Origin of the sequence: Mucilaginibacter angelicae, from assembly GCF_042434235.1 — a bacterium.
GTDB classification, from domain to species: Bacteria; Bacteroidota; Bacteroidia; order Sphingobacteriales; family Sphingobacteriaceae; genus Mucilaginibacter; species Mucilaginibacter angelicae.
Genome location: NZ_JBHLTS010000020.1, coordinates 242,228 through 257,607 on the forward strand (window position 1 = coordinate 242,228; position 15,380 = coordinate 257,607).

At 43.4% G+C, this 15,380-nt stretch carries 17 protein-coding genes; 8 read left to right on the plus strand and 9 right to left on the minus strand.

The window, feature by feature from the left end; all coding sequences use genetic code 11:
* Nucleotides 1–604: 604 nt before the first annotated feature.
* The 3 genes from ACFFGT_RS09220 (at nucleotide 605) to ACFFGT_RS09230 (ending at nucleotide 5,102) form a co-directional block, all read left to right on the plus strand.
* Entirely contained in the window at nucleotides 605–1,942 is a 1,338-nt protein-coding gene (locus ACFFGT_RS09220) for a vanadium-dependent haloperoxidase (RefSeq protein ID WP_377022232.1), read from the plus strand.
* Nucleotides 1,943–1,972: 30 nt separating this feature from the next.
* The gene (locus ACFFGT_RS09225; RefSeq protein ID WP_377022233.1) at nucleotides 1,973–3,532 is read left to right on the plus strand and encodes an FG-GAP-like repeat-containing protein; all 1,560 of its coding nucleotides are present in this window, start codon (nucleotides 1,973–1,975) and stop codon (nucleotides 3,530–3,532) included.
* Nucleotides 3,533–4,082: 550 nt separating this feature from the next.
* The gene (locus ACFFGT_RS09230) at nucleotides 4,083–5,102 is read left to right on the plus strand and encodes an aldo/keto reductase (protein WP_377022234.1); all 1,020 of its coding nucleotides are present in this window, start codon (nucleotides 4,083–4,085) and stop codon (nucleotides 5,100–5,102) included.
* A 115-nt stretch (nucleotides 5,103–5,217) separates the two neighbouring features.
* Here ACFFGT_RS09230 and ACFFGT_RS09235 read toward each other — a convergent pair whose 3' ends face one another.
* Nucleotides 5,218–6,234, minus strand: coding sequence for a threonine aldolase family protein (locus ACFFGT_RS09235; RefSeq protein WP_377022235.1), 1,017 nt, complete (start codon nucleotides 6,232–6,234; stop codon nucleotides 5,218–5,220).
* A 277-nt stretch (nucleotides 6,235–6,511) separates the two neighbouring features.
* On the opposite strand from ACFFGT_RS09235, the gene ACFFGT_RS09240 reads away from it, so the two are divergent.
* The 3 genes from ACFFGT_RS09240 to ACFFGT_RS09250 all read left to right on the plus strand — a co-directional run bounded on the left by ACFFGT_RS09240 (nucleotide 6,512) and on the right by ACFFGT_RS09250 (nucleotide 8,411).
* Nucleotides 6,512–7,195: a hypothetical protein gene (locus tag ACFFGT_RS09240; protein WP_377022236.1), complete on the plus strand. Its 684-nt coding sequence runs from the start codon at nucleotides 6,512–6,514 to the stop codon at nucleotides 7,193–7,195.
* Nucleotides 7,196–7,205: 10 nt separating this feature from the next.
* On the plus strand, nucleotides 7,206–7,604 hold the full coding sequence (locus ACFFGT_RS09245) for a hypothetical protein (RefSeq protein WP_377022237.1): 399 nt from the start codon (nucleotides 7,206–7,208) through the stop codon (nucleotides 7,602–7,604).
* 219 nt (nucleotides 7,605–7,823) lie between these two features.
* A complete protein-coding gene (locus ACFFGT_RS09250; RefSeq protein WP_377022238.1) occupies nucleotides 7,824–8,411 on the plus strand; it encodes a fasciclin domain-containing protein in 588 nt (195 codons plus the stop codon).
* A 61-nt stretch (nucleotides 8,412–8,472) separates the two neighbouring features.
* Here the strand turns inward: ACFFGT_RS09250 and ACFFGT_RS09255 are convergent, their stop codons facing one another.
* Both ACFFGT_RS09255 and ACFFGT_RS09260 read right to left on the minus strand, forming a co-directional pair.
* On the minus strand, nucleotides 8,473–9,024 hold the full coding sequence (locus ACFFGT_RS09255; RefSeq protein WP_377022239.1) for a GNAT family N-acetyltransferase: 552 nt from the start codon (nucleotides 9,022–9,024) through the stop codon (nucleotides 8,473–8,475).
* A 2-nt stretch (nucleotides 9,025–9,026) separates the two neighbouring features.
* Entirely contained in the window at nucleotides 9,027–9,512 is a 486-nt protein-coding gene (locus ACFFGT_RS09260; protein ID WP_377022240.1) for a hypothetical protein, read from the minus strand.
* A gap of 101 nt (nucleotides 9,513–9,613) precedes the next feature.
* Between ACFFGT_RS09260 and ACFFGT_RS09265 the strand changes: the two genes are divergently transcribed.
* A complete protein-coding gene (locus tag ACFFGT_RS09265; protein ID WP_377022241.1) occupies nucleotides 9,614–10,246 on the plus strand; it encodes a hypothetical protein in 633 nt (210 codons plus the stop codon).
* Here ACFFGT_RS09265 and ACFFGT_RS09270 read toward each other — a convergent pair.
* Genes ACFFGT_RS09270 through ACFFGT_RS09290 form a run of 5 tightly spaced genes read right to left on the minus strand, consistent with a single transcriptional unit; the run spans nucleotide 10,224 to nucleotide 13,046 of the window.
* Nucleotides 10,224–11,132 carry an alpha/beta hydrolase fold domain-containing protein gene (locus ACFFGT_RS09270; protein ID WP_377022242.1) on the minus strand — a complete coding sequence of 303 codons (909 nt, stop codon included), beginning with the start codon at nucleotides 11,130–11,132 and terminating at the stop codon, nucleotides 10,224–10,226. The genes ACFFGT_RS09265 and ACFFGT_RS09270 overlap by 23 nt on opposite strands.
* Nucleotides 11,133–11,179: 47 nt before the next feature.
* Nucleotides 11,180–11,632 (minus strand): DoxX family protein, encoded by a 453-nt coding sequence (locus tag ACFFGT_RS09275; RefSeq protein ID WP_377022243.1) that lies wholly within the window; start codon nucleotides 11,630–11,632, stop codon nucleotides 11,180–11,182.
* 29 nt (nucleotides 11,633–11,661) lie between these two features.
* Nucleotides 11,662–11,949, minus strand: a complete 288-nt coding sequence (locus tag ACFFGT_RS09280; protein WP_377022244.1) for a MafI family immunity protein — start codon at nucleotides 11,947–11,949, stop codon at nucleotides 11,662–11,664.
* 10 nt (nucleotides 11,950–11,959) lie between these two features.
* Nucleotides 11,960–12,442, minus strand: a complete 483-nt coding sequence (locus ACFFGT_RS09285; protein ID WP_377022245.1) for an NADH-quinone oxidoreductase subunit B — start codon at nucleotides 12,440–12,442, stop codon at nucleotides 11,960–11,962.
* Nucleotides 12,435–13,046 carry an NADH-quinone oxidoreductase subunit A gene (locus tag ACFFGT_RS09290; RefSeq protein WP_377022246.1) on the minus strand — a complete coding sequence of 204 codons (612 nt, stop codon included), beginning with the start codon at nucleotides 13,044–13,046 and terminating at the stop codon, nucleotides 12,435–12,437. The genes ACFFGT_RS09285 and ACFFGT_RS09290 overlap by 8 nt, the downstream gene beginning before the upstream one ends.
* Here ACFFGT_RS09290 and ACFFGT_RS09295 point away from each other — a divergent pair.
* Nucleotides 13,045–14,259 carry a BaiN/RdsA family NAD(P)/FAD-dependent oxidoreductase gene (locus ACFFGT_RS09295; RefSeq protein ID WP_377022247.1) on the plus strand — a complete coding sequence of 405 codons (1,215 nt, stop codon included), beginning with the start codon at nucleotides 13,045–13,047 and terminating at the stop codon, nucleotides 14,257–14,259. The two genes, ACFFGT_RS09290 and ACFFGT_RS09295, sit on opposite strands and share 2 nt — an antisense overlap.
* A gap of 199 nt (nucleotides 14,260–14,458) precedes the next feature.
* Here the strand turns inward: ACFFGT_RS09295 and ACFFGT_RS09300 are convergent, their stop codons facing one another.
* Nucleotides 14,459–15,340, minus strand: a complete 882-nt coding sequence (locus ACFFGT_RS09300) for a glycosyltransferase family protein (RefSeq protein ID WP_377022248.1) — start codon at nucleotides 15,338–15,340, stop codon at nucleotides 14,459–14,461.
* Between the last annotated feature and the right edge of the window lie 40 nt (nucleotides 15,341–15,380).

Sequence of the window (15,380 nt, forward strand, 5' to 3'; positions counted from 1 at the left end):
GAGTCCTGCTTTAGCGCAAGTCTTGTGTGGTTGCCAGCGTAGAGGGCCGACTTGTGATTTAAGGCAAAGTCACAAGTCAGCCCTTCACAGGCCAGCGCTCAAGACTTGCGCCAAAAGAGGCTAAATATATTTTAGCGATGTTGTGCGCAGGCCGCGTTAGGGATTGCAGTGAAAAGCCCACAGCGCGGGTTGGGCTTGCGGGCAGGCAAGGCGAGGACTTGCAACGGAAAGCCCGGGCCGCAGGCAACGCCCATGTTTATAAAAATGATAGAAAAACATACTTAATGATCAACAACTTACAATTACATCATTATAAGGAACGAAGCAATCCCAAACTATACAGGACCCTGCTTTAGCGCAAGTCTTGTGTGGTTGCTGGTGAGAGGGCTGACTTGTGATTTGTAGCAGAGTCACAAGTCAGCCCCTCATTTGCCACCACACAAGACTTGCACCAAAACGGTGATTGATGATATAAAAATGTCATTGCGAGATACGAAGCAATCCCCGATTAGCAGAGCCGCTCTGTATAGTTTGGGATTGCTTCGTACCTCGCAATGACGCCTTTTTTATTTTTAAGTAATTTTTCAGAAAGAGATTTAAAAAAATGATCAAACGAATATCCATATTGTTTTTAGCGCTGATAGGCACAACTGCCTACGCGCAAAAAAGTAAAAACCCCATCCTTCCGTACCTGCACATTGATAAGGCAGTGAACGCTATTTCGGCGGTTATGATCCATGATGTGGTAAACCCTCCTGCCGCCTCACGTTATTACACATACGTAACCCTTGGGGCTTATAATTTGGTTTGCCTGAATAATAAAGAGCTGGTACCGATTGGTAATTTCATCAAAAGCTACACCCAGGATAACCAGATCAGCATCCCGGCCGATAAGTACGATTACCGCATAGCTGCCATGTACTGCATACTGGAAACAGGCAAACAGATGCTGCCATCGGGTTTCATGCTGCAGGATGATGAAGATAAATACGTAGCTCTTCTTAAAGAGAACAGCATTAGCGATGATGTGATCAAACAATCAATAGCGGCCGCGACAGAAATGGCTGCTAAGGTTATTAAATATTCCAAATCGGATAATTACAACAAACTGAGCGGCAGGCTCCGGTATTCGCCCATAAAAGGCGGTAAAAACTGGTTCCCTACCCCACCAATGTATATGGAGGCCGTTGAGCCCAACTGGAAAACTATTCGCCCAATGTTTATCGACTCGGCCAGCCAGTTTGTACCCGTAAGGCCAACCACTTTCAGCACCGACAGTACCAGCGATTTTTATAAAGAGGCTTACGCTGTATACAAAGTATCCAAAAACATGTCGGCCGAGCAGATTATGATTGCCAACTTTTGGGATTGTAACCCTTTTGCGGTTACCACATCGGGCCACATGATGATCGGCTTTAAAAAGATAAGTCCAGGAGGGCACTGGATGAACATTACCGGCATTGCCGTAAAAAAAGCAGGGCTTAGTTTTGATAAATCGATAGAAGTAACAACCCTGGTTGCCATGACCGAAATGGATGCTTTTATCAGTTGCTGGGACGAAAAATACCGCAGCAATGGTATCCGCCCCGAAACATATATTAACAAATACATTGATATTAAATGGGTGCCAATGCTGCAAACCCCGCCCTTTCCCGAGTATCCGAGCGGCCACGCCGTGCTTTCAAATTCGTCGGCCGGGGTGTTGAGCTATTTATTGGGCGATAAGTTTAGTTATACCGACGATTCGGAGATCCCCTACGGTGTTGGGCCACGCGAATTTAAATCATTTAAACAGGCGGCAGAAGAAGCTTCTTTGTCCCGTTTTTATGGTGGCATCCATTTTAAAGATGCCATTGTTAACGGAAACCAGCAGGGGCGTGATGTTGCAGCTGCGGTTATAAAAAAATTAAAAGCAGCCGGAGTAAACTATTTGGGCAATTAGAACGTAGTTAAAAGCAAACAGCTTTTAACCATGCACATCAGGAGAACGGTTTTAGTATTACTTTTCATCATTACCGGGCTCCTGAGTCTTAACTCGTTTACTATAAAAACTAAGCTTGCTGCCGCAGCGGCTGATGAGGAAGGGCGCGTATTATTTTTACGCCACTGCACTGTTTGCCATTTAGCCCCCGATCCGGCAGGCCTTACCAGGGAAATTTGGGCGAAGCACGTGCTGCCCATCATGGCGGCCCGTATGGGGATCATTTATCCCAATTATGATCCGCTCAGGGGATTATCTGATGAAGAACGTGCTATCGTAAAAAAGCATAATATTATCCCCGAAGAACCGGTTTGTAATGAGGCTGATTGGGCTAAGATCAGGGACTATATCATTGGTAATGCACCTGATAGTGTTGCTATTGATGAAAACCGCTTCAGCCGGAATAGCCCGCTTACACAGTTTGTAAGACAGGATGTACAGGTTGATGATCAAACACCATCGCTCATTACCGGCCTTGAGTATGATAATACTACCCGGACTTTGTGGATTGGTAATTTTTATAACCAGGTTTTAAACTGGCAATATGGTAAAGGGGTGACCAAAACCATAAAAAGCCAAAGCCCTGTTGTTGATTTTAATTTTTATAAAAACAATACCTACTTTACCCAGATAGGCAAACTTTACCCTACCGAACTCAGTACGGGCTCATACGCCCAACTGGCTGATACAGGAGCTACTTCCCTGCTCACGCAACTGCACCGACCTGTATGTACAGAAATTAACGACCTGAACAACGATGGTGTACCCGAAATTGTAGTCTGTAACTTTGGCAATAAAACAGGCGGCCTATCCCTATATAAAAAGAACAAATCGGGCAAGTACATTGAAGATGTGCTGCTGCCCCTGCCCGGTGCCATCAAATGCTATATAAAAGATATGGATGGCGATGGCAAAAAAGACATTGTGGCTATGTTTTCGCAGGGGGATGAAAGCGTTTATATTTTTTACCAGAAGGATAACCTTAATTTTAAAGCCAAACGGGTATTACGTTTCCCGCCCGATTACGGCACCACCGATATGGTTTTGGTTGATTATAACAATGACGGATTGACCGATATCGTAACCGTGCATGGCGACAATGCCGATTATTCCAATATCCTGAAAGCATATCACGGCATCAGGCTGCATATAAACCAGGGAGCTGATGTTTTTAAGGAGAAATTCTTTTACCCGATATACGGTGTAACCCGGGTTTTGGCCGAAGACTTTGACAAGGACGGTGATATTGATTTTGTAGCAACCTCCTTTTTTCCTGAATTTGGAAAACTGGTTGATGAATCGTTCATTTATCTCGAAAACATCAACAAAGACCAGTTCACCTTCAAAGCATACATTCAAAAAAGTGATGTACCTATCAAAACCCTCACCCTTGAAAAAGCCGACGTTGACGGTGATGGCGACATGGATATCATCACCGGTAACTTTGCCCAAAGCCCCGGCCCTGCCCCGGCAGCATTGGATGAAAAGTGGAAATCGGCTAAGTATGGGTTGAGTATCTTTTATAACCAGTTATATCAGCCTAAGAAATAAACGTGGAAAGAAAAATGGCTTTATTCAAAGTATTGATTACTTGCGCTCGTCTGTGACGAGTGCTTAATATGGGTTTGCGTTTATAACGCAATACCCGCGATGCAATCGCGAAGCCAGTTTCAGCACTCGTCACAGACGAGCGCAAGAGTAAGTCTGCCAGTGTTCAATTTTTGAAAAACGGGTGTTCAACTTTCGAAAACACATTTTCATAACAAACTGATTATCAAACCACAACCGTTCACATCAGCAAAAAATCAACTTTATTAAATCTATAACTAATTGATTATCAATAGTAATATTTTTCAAAAAAGTATCAGGTGTTCACACTTTTAAAAGTTGAACACTGACAAAATATTGACAGTACAAGGATAAAATCAAAAGCATCGTTACGTCAAAGCCATAGACAGGCTTGACCTGCGACGCGCGGTCAGGGTAAGTAAAGTCACCGTAACACCCTTGTTACCAACCCCAACTTTACCTTTCCCTGACTTTTTATGGTTGACATTCGTTAATAGTACACCTAATTTCACATCACAAAATCCATCTACTTATGAAATACAATTTTTTAGGCGGTACCGGCTTGCTGGTATCCGAAATTTGCTTTGGCACCATGACCTTTGGCGGCTCAGGCGGCATATGGGAGGCCATAGGCAAAATCAAACAGGACGGCGTTAATGAACTCATGAAAACCGTTGTTGACTCCGGTATTAACTTTATTGATACCGCCAATGTTTACTCCTTCGGTGAATCAGAAGCCCTGCTTGGCCAATCCATTATTGATTTAGGATTAAACCGTGATGAACTGGTGATAGCCACCAAAGTACGCGGCAAAATGAGCGAAGGCGTAAACAATATCGGTTTATCCCGGTTCCACATCTTCAACTCGGTTGATGCCAGCCTTAAACGCTTACAGCTTGACCATATCGACGTACTTTATGTTCACGGTGTAGATAAACGCACGCCTGTTGAGGAAACCATGCGCGCCCTTAACGATATTATTTTAACCGGCAAAGTACGTTACATAGCCTGCTGCAACTGGCCTGCCTGGATGGTAATGAAAGCCGCCGGCATAGCCGAAAAAAATGGCTGGAATAAGTTTGTAGGCTTACAATATTATTACTCGCTGGCCGGTCGTGATATTGAGCGTGAGGTACTGCCTGTTGCCGAAGACCTTAACCTGGCCGTAATGCCATGGAGCCCGCTGGCTGGCGGTTTCCTATCAGGCAAATACACCCGCAATACCGAAAAGGCCGGCGACTCCCGCCGTGATATATTTGATTTTCCGCCTGTGAATAAAGACAAAGCTTATGACATCATTGATGTGATCAGCGAAATAGGTCAGCAGCATAATGTATCTGCTGCACAGGTGGCTCTGGCTTGGGTCCGTTTGCAAAAAGGTGTAACCAGTACCATCATCGGTGCTAAAAACATCGAGCAATTAAACGATAACCTTAAATCCATCGAACTGGAGTTATCGGCAGATGAACTTCAAAAAATTGATGAGGTAAGCGCCCTGACCAAAGAATATCCGGGCTGGATGGTTGAGAGGCAAGCTGCCGACAGAGGGTAAAATGTTAAAATCATGTCATTGCGAGCGCAGCGTGGCAATCGCGAACTATACAGAGTCGATCTGCACAGTTCGCGATTGCTTCGTCGTTCCTCCTCGCAATGACGTTTTTGTTTTTTTACAATCCCTTCAAAACCTCCACTGTATATTCCACCTGCTCAGCATGCACATCGAGGTGTGTAACAAAGCGGATCCGGTTTTTACCGGTATCACTGGCCTTGATCCCTTTATCAGCAAGCTTAGCAAGCACAATAGCCGCCGGCTCAACAGTATCGAACAAAACAATATTGGTTTCAACCGGGACTACATTGCTTACCCAAGGCAAGCGGCTCAGTTCTTCACCCAAAATTTGTGCGTGGGCATGATCTATCTTCAGACGTTCTACATGATGGTCAAGGGCATAGATCCCTGCAGCTGCCAAAAAGCCTGCCTGGCGCATCCCACCACCTAACACCTTACGAATGCGGCGTGCATATTTTATAGTTTCCTTATCAGCTAATAAAACCGAGCCCACAGGCGCGCCTAATCCTTTCGAAAGGCAAACTGAAATACCATTAAAATACTTTCCATAATCAACCGCGGCATCTCCGGTGTGGGTCAGTGCGTTAAAGATCCGGGCACCGTCGAGATGAAGCTTTAATCCTTTCTCCAGGCACAATTCGGCAATGGGTTTGATATGTTCAAGCGTGTAGCAACTGCCGCCGCCTTTGTTAACCGTATTTTCAAGTACTACCAAACTGGTATGCGGGTAATGGATATTTTCGGCATTAATCTCTGGTTCTATCATTTCGGGCGTAAGGATGCCTCGGTAACCATTCAATAACCGGGTTGAAACTCCCGAGTTAAAGGCAATGCCCCCACCCTCGTACCTATAAACGTGTGCAGTTTGATCAGCAATGAGTTCGTCAAGTGGCTGGGTAAAACATTTAATGGCTATCTGGTTGGTCATGGTACCCGATGGACAAAAGATAGCGGCTTCCATACCAAACATGGCAGCAGCTTTGGCTTCAAGGTCATTTATGGTTTCATCTTCGCCAAAAACATCGTCGCCTACTTTGGCACTCCACATAGCTTCGAGCATACCCGGAGTTGGTTTGGTTACGGTATCGCTTCGTAAATCAACAGTGATCTGCATTTAATAATTCTTTATGATTTTAGCCTCAAATATCTAAATCTTAGGCGTACTATTTTCCTGCTATTATGTATTTTAAATGTTACTATCTTTTGAGCTGGATCATTGCCGATAAACCCCATACAGTTGCCGGCACATTTGCCTATACTTGTTTAACAATTCATTCAAGTCCTAAAAAAACAAAGTAAAAGCTAATAAATGTTAAATATGCACACCGCAAAAAAACAGCAATATTAAATATGTTAAATTTGCGTTGATTATATCGGTATCTGAATTTATTATGCGCTCAATTTTAATCATATTATTCTTTGTGCTGTGCTTCGGAACAGCTTATTCGCAAAAATGGCAACCTGGTAGCTTTACCGATGTAAAGGGCAACCGCGAAACCGGGCTGATCCGCACTAATCCGCCGGGCAAGGGGCCTTTAAAAGATGAGGGCTTTATTGAATTCAGGGAAAACGAAAAGACCAACCCATATAAATTAAGCGCCAGCGATTTAAAATCGTTTGTTGCCGGTCAGGATAGTTTTGTAGTAGCCCATGCCCCCGCAAATGAATCATGGACAAAAGAAGAAACCGACTTTGTAAAAGTAGTGCTTGATGAGCCCGTGAAACTTTTCATGGCTAAAGGAGGCAAGGGCGGTGGTGGCAGCGGCTTTGGTATTAGTCCCGGTGTATCGGCAGGCTATGGCAGCGGTGGTTATGGCGGGGGAATTGGTGGTGGCATAGGCATTAGCCTTGGCGGCGGTGGCGGCCGGGGCGGCAGTTCAAAAACAACCTACTACTACGGTGAAAGTACCGCGGGCATGAAACGCCTTACCGATGAAAATTTTGAAGATATCATGAGCGATATTATGGGCGATGAACCTGACCTGGTAGATCAGATCCATGAGCATAAATTCGGGCTTAAGAGCATTGATAAGCTCATTGCAAAGTTTAATGAATTGCAAAAAGCAAGGCAATAGATCGTATTAAATGAAAAAACTGAAGGTGTTTATTTTAATGTTTCTTGCATTTGCAGGTCTTAATATCGCCTTTAAGCCAGATAGTAATAGGATGCACGTCCTTAGTAATTTTGTTTTTTTTGATAACAATAATACCGTTTACCTGAAACCTGGAGATTACAAACTGTTACGGGAGGATGAGAAATTCCTTTCACTTTCTATCACAAACACACAAAAGGCTGATAGCATCCAGCAACTTACCGACCCGACTATTGAATTTTACTTTGATCTTCATAAATTTAAAGCCCGCGGAATAGATGTAGTTAGCTCAGCGGTGCCGCAGGGAGCAGATTATTTTTTCCCGTTGGTTCATGGTAAGAACACCCTTCTTTTTTTCAAAGATAATAACTTAGCCTTATCTAAAATTTAGAAATCAGTCTTTGTATTCCCCCTTTGTAAACGGCAATTTATTCCCCTCTCCTCCACGCCTTTACCCACAAATGTTAATTAATTAAAAACCATTTGACGTAATTACAAGTTATTAAACTATAGTAATTAACCAAATAAATAACTTTTAATTAATTATATCGATATAAACGACTACTCATTACATTTTAATTCACTAACAAAAACAGAAAGAAAGATGAACATGAAAAAGTCAGTTTTAATAGCCCTTGCTTCAATAGCCATTGGTTTTTTATCAAACCAGGCAATAGCTCAAACACAGGATACAACCAAAAAGGATACTGCTAAAACAACTGCTGCTCCTGCAACCACACCATCAACAGCTGCTGCATCAAACGATGTGGTTGGCGTTATGGCAACATCAACTAATTACGCGCCAATGGCGCTGGCAATAAAATCGGCCCAGCTTGAGCCAACATTGCAGGCCCCAGGCCCGTTCACCATATTTGCACCAAATGATGTAGCTTTCAGCAAATTGCCAAAAGCACAGTTTGATGCCCTGATGAAAGATCCGGCCAAATTTGCCCCGATATTGAAATATCACGTAGTTGCAGGTAAATATACCAAAGCCGATATCATTAAGGCCTTAGGTGCAGGTAAAGGCAAGGCAGACCTGAAAACCATCGACGGGCAAACATTACACTTATCTGTAAATGATAAAAGCAACCTGCAGATCACCGATGCCAAAGGCAACGCCGTATTGGTTACCGCGTTTGATACCGAGGCAAGCAACGGCGTAGTACACGGCATTAATGGTGTCATGACGCCTTAATCACAAAACACTTTGTTTAAATTTAAATCCATGAAAAACCCGGTCGAAAAGCCGGGTTCTTTCATTTATGGCCGCGCGACAGCCATAAACCTTTACTGAGCTGATAATTAAGATAAGTATTTTCACCATTATCCGATGGGAATTTACCGGCGAGTGTAAAACCGCTTTTTGTTAGCAGCTTAGCCGAGCTTTCATTTCCCTCAAGCGGGCAGGCGGTTATCACTTCAAAGCCAGCAGTTTCAAAACCGTAGCTAAGCACAGCCGATAATGCTTCCTGCATTAAGCCTTTCCCTTGTTGATCAGGATAAAGCTCATACCCTATTTCTGCTTTTTTATCGGCTGGTTCAAGGTTCCAGTAACAAATGGTTCCGATCAGTTCATCTTTATCTGCCAGTGTGATAGCCCAGTAAAAACCCTCGCCCCTGTTCACTATACCTTCTATCTTTTTAATAAACGAGAGCGCTTCATCTATGGAGCAATCATAGGAACGCTCAAGGTATTTATTCACTTCGGCATTGGAGCGGATAGCCATGATTTGCCGGGCATCCGAATCAAGTAAGCCTCGCAAACACAGGCGTTCGGTACCAAGCAGTGGCATTTCGGGCACATTCATAATTATGCGATTTTCTTATTTTCCCTTTCGGCAATGAAAACAACGGGCAAGCCAATACAGATCACTAATGTAAGCATCCCTATAAGGATAGTGCTTACCGGAATATGATATCCTGGCTTCATGGTTATTTTACTTAGGGGCACAACACCTAAATTCATAATGAGCCAGGCCGCAATCCCATAAATAAGAGCGACAAAGTATTTATTACGCAACCCGTTATAAAAGAACGGGTAAAGCAGGAAAAACGCCGCGCTGAATAAAAAAGCAATAACGTAATGAAAAATCACCCCGGCAACTATAATTTCGGCACCACCTGCAAAAGCGGGAGGGCCAAAAGCGCCGCTGGCAATAAACTTAAAAATAATGCCCGGATTAACTTTATAATTCAGGATCATGGCTGCAAGGCCATCAAGCGTACCAGTTATAAACCCGGCGAACAGGATACTAACAAGTTTACTTTTTTTCTTCGGATTCACTTTTTTTAGCATTGGCGCAAATTTTATCCAAACATAAAGTTATTGTTTAAAAAGCTATTTGTGTAATGAACTTTTTATGGAACCGATAAGCGTACATTGCTTATTTTAGCTGCATGCACGATACTTTCACCGTTGAAATACCTAAACTATTCAGCACAGAGCTTTACAGAAAGATTCTGATAGCTAAAGACGGTGTTACTATCGGGGCAGCTCAAAATGAAAGTCCTGTATCTATCCCTAAGGATGAATTAATTGCTTTCAGGTATGGATTGAAGGGTATTAGCGGATATGCATTCACTATCGGTTGTCATTACTTCATTGAAATTAAAACCTTGCAGCAAAAAAGCATCGTTATAAAGTTCAGCAGCTATTACCGCTTTCGAAAAAGGATCTACAGAAAAGCCTGGGTTGACATCGTGAATAAATTATGGAATTATCATTTTTCAAACCATTACCTCGATCATTACTATAGGCACAAAAATGGCGGGAGTTTTGAATTTTGCGGGATGACATTCAAGGAAGGCGGCATCAGCTGGGATAATAAAAACATACTGCCATATGCCCAAATTGGTCTTGGTAATTATGTTAACTACTTTATGGTTTACAACAAGCAAAATAAAAGCCAGCAAAAAAGCTACACCTTTGCGCACGACTGGAATGCGCTTGCATTGCAATCTCTTTTAAAAACGCTTGTGAAGGAATATCAAAGTACAGGTAATGAAACTACTTCAGATACGAATCCATAAAATAAAACACCCTCTTCCTGATCTCTTCGGCATCAAACATTACCCCGTAATGCGGTGCATTGGGTACAATAATAATCTCGTTTTTAACCCCGGCAAGTTTAAGGTATGAGCTCAGCAAAACCGATTGCGTGTAATTTACCGATTCGTCCTTTTCGCCCTGTACAATAAGGAATGGCGGGTCGTTTTTATCAACGTAAGTAACCGGGCTGGCTATATTGGCCAGATCGGGCCGATCGATAGCATAAGCACCAAGCAGCAGGCTAACCGGGCTCTTGGGGTCGTTAACATCGGTGCCTTTGAGCGACAGGAAGTTTGAGGGGCCATAAAAATCAAGCGCCAGCTTTATTTTAAAATGAGGTTTGTTCCCTTCCGGGTAAAATTGTTTGATATTGTTATTGTTAGATAAAGCTAATAGTGATGCCAAATGCCCTCCGGCCGAAAAACCGATCACCCCAAACTTATCCTTATTGAGCTTATATTTTGAAGCATTTTGATAAAGAAACTCGATGGCTTGGTTACAATCCTGAATCTGCGCCGGAAATGGTGCGGTAGTGCTCCAGCGGTAATCAATGGAAGCCACAGCATAACCATTGTCAATAAATCCCTGAACCGTTTTCTGCATATAGCCCATATCAGCATACTTATCGTTCAGCATCCAGGCGCCACCATGAATCCAGATAATAACCGGGTAGCTCTCCTTTGCAACCGGCGGCAGATAAATATCCAGCAAGTGCTTTTTTAAAGTATCACCGGCATAGTTTACATCCCCGTACAATATAGTCCCCTTTGGGAAAAATGGCTGTTTGGGGCTTGATGTTTGCGCGTAAGCTGATGCAGATAAAGCGCTGATCAGAGCGATCAGCAGATTTTGGGCTATCTTTTTCATAATTGGTTAATTGCTTAAAGATAATTTATATCCTTAAAAATCAACAATTAAATCCCAATCGAAAAATACAATATCCAGGCTATAAATAACAATTGCAAAGGAATGCGGAACCACAAATAGCCGGTGCCGCTGCCATTGTAAGTTGCCTTTTCAAAATCAACATGTTTGATAGCAGCATTGATGTTTGCGGGCAGCATTATTACAAACATGATGAGCAAAATAATTCCGGCAATATGCCTTGTAGCGTTAATAACCAGCAAAAGCCCAAGAATTATCTCCATCACACCAGTTAAATAAACCAATCCCACTTTAAACGGGATAAATGACGGCATCATCATGGCCATACCTTTGGTAAACATGAAATGCCCCAATGAAGCAAACCAAAGCATCAGCATCATGGCTACGTTACCGCTCAGGATAAGGTTCCAATCGCTAATAAATAAGCGGGAAATAATTGTAGTTAAAACGAAACTTATGATGAGCACGAGCAGGACTTTCATAAGGAATAAAATTTAAGTTAAATTCTCTATTAAGAAATCTCCGGTTTTATCAATGACAGTAAAAAACTATATTCACTGTCGGGCAATTTCAGATCGACGGCAATATCGGAAACCATTTTGTAGAACAATTGGTCAATCTCAACATCATACTCAAAGATTTGAGTTATCAGATGCTCAAAGCTTAATCCCCATTCGTAATATTCAAGATATTCTTCGGCAACTTTTATATCCTTTTCATTTAAGCCCAATTGCCCGGCTAAGTTTATCAGTGTCAATATCCGGCTTTTTATTTTTCTTTCTTTTTGCCAGCCAAACATAACAGTGCTATTAAGCTTTTATCAACTGCTCTCCCTCAATCTTTTTCTGCAGCTCCAAAATAGCACCTATAAGTGCTTCAGGGCGGGGCGGGCAGCCTTGTACATATACATCAACCGGAATTACCCTGTCAACGCCTTTTACAACATGATAGCCATGCTGCCAGTAAGGGCCACCGCAGTTGGAGCATGAGCCCATCGAGATCACGTATTTAGGCTCGGGCATCTGCTCGTAAAGGCGTTTAATGCGTTCGGCCATTTTAAAAGTAACCGTGCCTGCAATAATGATCACATCAGCCTGGCGGGCTGACGGGCGGGGGAATACACCAAAACGATCGAGGTCATAGGTGGAAGCCATAGAGCCCATCATTTCAATGGCGCAGCAGGCTATTCCAAAGCTAAGCGGCCATAATGATGATAAACGTGCCCAATTGAGCAGGTCGTTCATCTTTGTGATTACCACGCCACCATTTTCGCTGGTTATATCGTTACTCATTTGCAGGCTTTTTAAAGGTTGGTTTAAACATGGGTTTGCGTGCAGGCTCGGCAGTTGCGGGAGTTGCAGCAGCAGTGGCTGTTGTTGTAGCAACAATAGCACCATCATCAAAGGCTTTTACAGTAAACCGGCTTTGTTCCTGGTTTAACTGTTGGTACAATAACGGCGGGATATGTACATCGGTATGCGGCACAACCGGGGCAGGTTTGATCCAGTCCAGGTCGCCTTTGCGCCAAACGTATGCCAGGCCTATAATCAGGATGCCTAAAAACACAAACATTTCGGTAAGCGAAAGCCAGCCCCAGCGTGCATCCTGCGCGGCAATTTCATGACTGCCAAATACAGTAGCCCATGGAAAAATAAATACCATCTCTACATCAAACAGCAAAAAAACCAGTGCTATAACATAAAAACGTGGATTAAAGGGCAACCAGGCATTACCCGTTGGCTCTTCACCGCATTCGTACGAGCTTAATTTTTCGGCATTGGGGTTATTGGGGGCTAAAAGTTTGTTGATAAAAAATATCACGCACACCATTATTATCCCCGTAATAATAAAGATGAGTATCTTTCCAAATTCTGATATTTGCGAAACATCCGTCATGAGTACAAATTTAGTAAAACAAACAGATTTTGACGCTATAATAATTGGCGGAGGCGCATGCGGCCTCATGTGCGCCGTACAGGCAGGCTTTTTAGGCAAGCGGGTATTGGTACTTGAAAAAAACGACCGTGTTGGTGCCAAGATCCTCATCAGTGGCGGCGGGCGTTGTAACTACACCAACCTCTACTCTACCGATCTGCAGTTTATCTCTCACAATCCACACTTCTGTAAATCAGCCTTTTCGCAATGGACAGTTGATGATACGGTAAGCTTTTTTGAAACCTACGGCATCAACGGTAAAGAAAAAACGCTTGGCCAGCTTTTCCCGGTGAGTGATAAAGCGAAGGATGTGGTTGAGGTTTTTACCAACCTGTGCGATGACCTTGGGCAGGAGATCTGGCTCAATGCCGAGGTTAAAACAGTTGAAAAAACTGACGATGGCTTTACAGTACGCGCCGAAGTAAATGGCAAACAGGAGTATATAAGCGCTGTTAGTGTGGTGATGGCAGCCGGCGGTTTGCCTATCCCCAAAATGGGCGCCACCGATTTTGGTTTGCGCACAGCCCGCAATTTTGGCTTAAAAGTTACGGATACCGCCCCTGCCCTGGTACCGCTCACCATTACCGGCAAAGACCAGCCCTGGTATGAGCAACTATCAGGTAACAGTATTTTTTGCAGGGTTTGGAATGACCGGGCCAGTTTTGAAGAAAACATCCTGTTTACTCACTGGGGCCTCAGCGGACCAGCCATATTACAGATCTCATCCTACTGGAAACCCGGCGAATCCATCAACATCGATCTGCTCCCTAACCATAACATTGCCGACCTTATTCAACAGGAAAAGGAAACCAATGGCAAAAAAATGCTGCTGGCCTATATAGCATCCTTATATACCCGCAAGTTTGCCGAAGCATTAAGTGATAAGCTCCCGGCTGAGAAAAATATGGCATCGCTCACTAAAACAGACATAGAAAATATCAGCGCCCTCATTCATGATTTTAAGGTAAAACCTGCCGGAGATAAAGGTTATGACAAAGCCGAAGTAATGCGCGGTGGTGTAGCTACCGATGAACTGTCATCAAAAACACTGGAAGCTAAAAAAATACCGGGTTTGTATTTTGGAGGAGAATGTGTGGATGTTACCGGCTGGCTTGGAGGTTATAATTTTCAATGGGCCTGGGCAAGCGGTTTCGTTATTGCGCAGAATATATAACCGTCGATTTTTTTGCTTACGTTGATGCTATTCTCCATTACGTAATCCAACAGCCTATTTGCCAACGCTCGGCTCCCATCTCAACCACGTCATTGCGAGGCACGAAGCAATCCCCGACTATACAGAGCGGATCTGCATAACTTACTCTGCTAATAGGGGATTGCTTCGTGCCTCGCAATGACGAATTTAATAAAAAACTCTACCGCTCCACTATCTTATAATTCCTATACTCACCAACCCTCCAGCCTGTAATATCTTCAATCTTTTGTAATGCCTTGCGCCGGAAGTCCATACCTGCCCTCAGTTTTTTAGAATCGAAATCGATATTCCAGTTAGTGGCGGCAATTCGTTTTTGCATGGGAGCAGGGTGTGTACCGGTAAAACGGATTAGGCGGTCGGCATTGCCGTAATCAAACTCGTAGGTTTCGGGTAAGTGCTCCGCAAACCAGGTTTCATCGTGATAAAACTTGTTAAAGTTGCGCACCTTGCTGGTTAAGCCTTGCGGTGGCTTTGCCCACCCGTAATGATAAATATAGGCATCAATAAGCTTTACATTGATTTTGCGGTTATCAAGTCTGAAACCTTGCGCATCCCGGTATGAATGAATTCCTTTTATATTTTTCAGCAAACGAATTTCGCGGCGGTACCAACGCCTTGAATGTCCGTAGTAATCATACGAGCCGTAAAAATGCAGGTACTTAAACAGCAAACCTTCAATATCAGGTTTATTTAATGCTTCCTGCATTTCCTTTTTTATAAGTGGATGATATTTTTCATGCACTGCCTCATCGCCCTGGATGTAAAAGCACCAGTCGGCATCCGGCGATATGGCCGCAAATGCTTTATCCGTTTCGGCCGCAAAAACCTTTCCACCTTCACGCAATGACTCGTCCCAGACAGAATCTATGATTTTGATAATTGGCGAGTTAATGGCTTCTATCAGTCCGCGGGTGCCATCATCAGAATTGCCTGCCACTACAATAAATTCATCGCAAAGCGGTAATATTGATGTAATGGCCTCAACAATGGGATAATCGTTACGTACAGCGTTCCTGATAAAGGTAAAACCGGATACTTTCATAAGTTGGATTTGATGTTTCACTTATCGGTAACGCCACGAG

What these genes read in the sequence shown, in the direction of transcription:
- ACFFGT_RS09270 (WP_377022242.1), bottom strand. Translation starts at nt 11,132, where the DNA reads ATGAAAAAGATAGCCCAAAATCTGCTGATCGCTCTGATCAGCGCTTTA.
- ACFFGT_RS09225 (WP_377022233.1), top strand. Translation starts at nt 1,973, where the DNA reads ATGCACATCAGGAGAACGGTTTTAGTATTACTTTTCATCATTACCGGG.
- ACFFGT_RS09280 (WP_377022244.1), bottom strand. Translation starts at nt 11,949, where the DNA reads ATGTTTGGCTGGCAAAAAGAAAGAAAAATAAAAAGCCGGATATTGACA.
- ACFFGT_RS09250 (WP_377022238.1), top strand. Translation starts at nt 7,824, where the DNA reads ATGAAAAAGTCAGTTTTAATAGCCCTTGCTTCAATAGCCATTGGTTTT.
- ACFFGT_RS09220 (WP_377022232.1), top strand. Translation starts at nt 605, where the DNA reads ATGATCAAACGAATATCCATATTGTTTTTAGCGCTGATAGGCACAACT.
- ACFFGT_RS09230 (WP_377022234.1), top strand. Translation starts at nt 4,083, where the DNA reads ATGAAATACAATTTTTTAGGCGGTACCGGCTTGCTGGTATCCGAAATT.
- ACFFGT_RS09260 (WP_377022240.1), bottom strand. Translation starts at nt 9,512, where the DNA reads ATGCTAAAAAAAGTGAATCCGAAGAAAAAAAGTAAACTTGTTAGTATC.
- ACFFGT_RS09290 (WP_377022246.1), bottom strand. Translation starts at nt 13,046, where the DNA reads ATGACGGATGTTTCGCAAATATCAGAATTTGGAAAGATACTCATCTTT.
- ACFFGT_RS09275 (WP_377022243.1), bottom strand. Translation starts at nt 11,632, where the DNA reads ATGAAAGTCCTGCTCGTGCTCATCATAAGTTTCGTTTTAACTACAATT.
- ACFFGT_RS09265 (WP_377022241.1), top strand. Translation starts at nt 9,614, where the DNA reads ATGCACGATACTTTCACCGTTGAAATACCTAAACTATTCAGCACAGAG.
- ACFFGT_RS09255 (WP_377022239.1), bottom strand. Translation starts at nt 9,024, where the DNA reads ATGAATGTGCCCGAAATGCCACTGCTTGGTACCGAACGCCTGTGTTTG.
- ACFFGT_RS09300 (WP_377022248.1), bottom strand. Translation starts at nt 15,340, where the DNA reads ATGAAAGTATCCGGTTTTACCTTTATCAGGAACGCTGTACGTAACGAT.
- ACFFGT_RS09295 (WP_377022247.1), top strand. Translation starts at nt 13,045, where the DNA reads ATGAGTACAAATTTAGTAAAACAAACAGATTTTGACGCTATAATAATT.
- ACFFGT_RS09245 (WP_377022237.1), top strand. Translation starts at nt 7,206, where the DNA reads ATGAAAAAACTGAAGGTGTTTATTTTAATGTTTCTTGCATTTGCAGGT.
- ACFFGT_RS09285 (WP_377022245.1), bottom strand. Translation starts at nt 12,442, where the DNA reads ATGAGTAACGATATAACCAGCGAAAATGGTGGCGTGGTAATCACAAAG.
- ACFFGT_RS09240 (WP_377022236.1), top strand. Translation starts at nt 6,512, where the DNA reads ATGCGCTCAATTTTAATCATATTATTCTTTGTGCTGTGCTTCGGAACA.
- ACFFGT_RS09235 (WP_377022235.1), bottom strand. Translation starts at nt 6,234, where the DNA reads ATGCAGATCACTGTTGATTTACGAAGCGATACCGTAACCAAACCAACT.